This window comes from Endozoicomonas sp. SESOKO3 (assembly GCF_024606255.1).
The window spans coordinates 1-1,695 of sequence record NZ_JAHHPR010000205.1; the positions used below are offsets into that span (position 1 = coordinate 1).

Below are 1,695 nucleotides of genomic sequence, written 5' to 3' on the forward strand. Positions count from 1 at the left end.
GTGCACCACCTTAACCCCTTCATGACACCAGTTTTTGTCACGGGTAATGACAATATTGGCTCGACCCGGCAGAGGCTTGCGCAGTGAATCAAACGTCTTTCGTCCCATAATAATGGGCTTGCCCATGGTGACAGCCTTAAAATAACGAAGATCTCCAGGCAAGTACCAGGGCATTTTATTATTGATGCCAATGGCGTGGTTTTGGGCAACAGCGGCAATCATCGCAATTTTCATAATCTTATCGGTTACTCTTTCCCTGGGTTGTAAACGCCGACATTCTCATACCCTTCGTCACGAAGGTGCATGGCGTGCAACTGACTCATCACCCCTTTTTCGCAATACAGCAGGTAGTGCTTATCTTTGTTTAGTTCAGCAAATTTTGTCCTGAGCTGATAGAAGGGAATCGTCAGGACTTCACGGTCAGCAAGGCCGAAGGGCTTGATCTCTTCTTCATCCGGATGACGAATATCAATAACAATGTCGTTTTGTTTCGTGGTCTCAACTACCTCGACTTCTTCACGAGTCAAGTCATCGGCAATGATATCAGAAACGGAAACTTTACGACGATCGGCAACCGCTGCATCCAGAATGGAAAAATCAAAACGGGCCTCTTCCGCTGCAATTTTTTCCGGCCTGGCTCTGGTGGTTGGATTTTTTGAGATCACCGCACAGTACTCAGGAATATTTTTTACCAACTCCTCTGTACCGATCCTGACTGAGATATCAATGATGTCCTGCTTGTCCATGGCAATAAGCGGACGCAACACAAGATGGTCTGTAGCAGAATCAATAACTGCCAGATTGGTGAGTGTCTGGCTGGAAACCTGAGCGACAGCTTCTCCAGTCACTACGGCTTCAACGTACATCTCTTTTGCAACCTGGCTTGCGGCTCTCAACATCATTCGCTTGAGAATAACCCCCATTTGGGAGTTATCTACTTTGGTCAGAATCTCCTCGACGACCCCTTCAAAAGGAACCGTAACAAAGTTGACGCTATGGGAAGAGCCAAAGCGGCTCCAGAGATAATAAGCCACTTCTTTAACTGCCAGTTCATGAGCATGACCACCCAGATTAAAGAAACAGAAATGGGTTCTGATACCTCGCTTCATGGTCAGGAAACTGGAAACCGTCGAGTCAAAACCACCCGAGATCAACGATAACACTGGCTCCATAGAACCCAGTGGGTAACCACCCAACCCATTACCACGGTTCGTGACCAGGAAATAACGATCTCCCTTGATCTCAACTTTTACGACAACGTCCGGATTCTTAAGCTTGACACCAGCCGCTTCAGTTCGAGTATTCAGTCCACCGCCAACATATCGTTCAACATCGATGGACTGAAAGTCATGTTTACCTGTGCGCTGACAGGTGACCCGGAAGGTTTTCCCGGCCAGCAGTTCACGATTGACGTGCAAAGCATTATCCAGAATGTCATCCAAATCTGTCAGCGGATACTCAACCACCTTTTGCCAGTACGCGATGCCAGGAATGTGGCTCAACAGATCGGAGACCTGAGCCACCAGCTGGGGATCATCATGACTGGTTGCCAGCTCGATGAAATCCCAGGTGCCAGCCACCTCGACGTATTCATCGACCCGTTTGAGAACGTTACGAATATTCTTGCGCAGCTGCTTAATAAAACGCTTTCTCACCGGAGGCGTTTTAATCGTGATTTCAGGAAACAGCTTGATG

At 47.8% G+C, this 1,695-nt stretch carries 2 protein-coding genes; both read right to left on the reverse strand.

Annotation, left to right across the window (positions count from 1 at the left end; all coding sequences use genetic code 11):
• A partial coding sequence (locus KDK18_RS03485; RefSeq protein ID WP_257253243.1) for a dihydrofolate reductase occupies positions 1 to 234 on the reverse strand: 234 nt, incomplete at its 3' end.
• Positions 235 to 245: 11 nt separating this feature from the next.
• Positions 246 to 1,694, reverse strand: a complete 1,449-nt coding sequence (thiI, locus tag KDK18_RS03490; RefSeq protein WP_257253245.1) for a tRNA uracil 4-sulfurtransferase ThiI — start codon at positions 1,692 to 1,694, stop codon at positions 246 to 248.
• Position 1,695 lies beyond the last annotated feature (1 nt).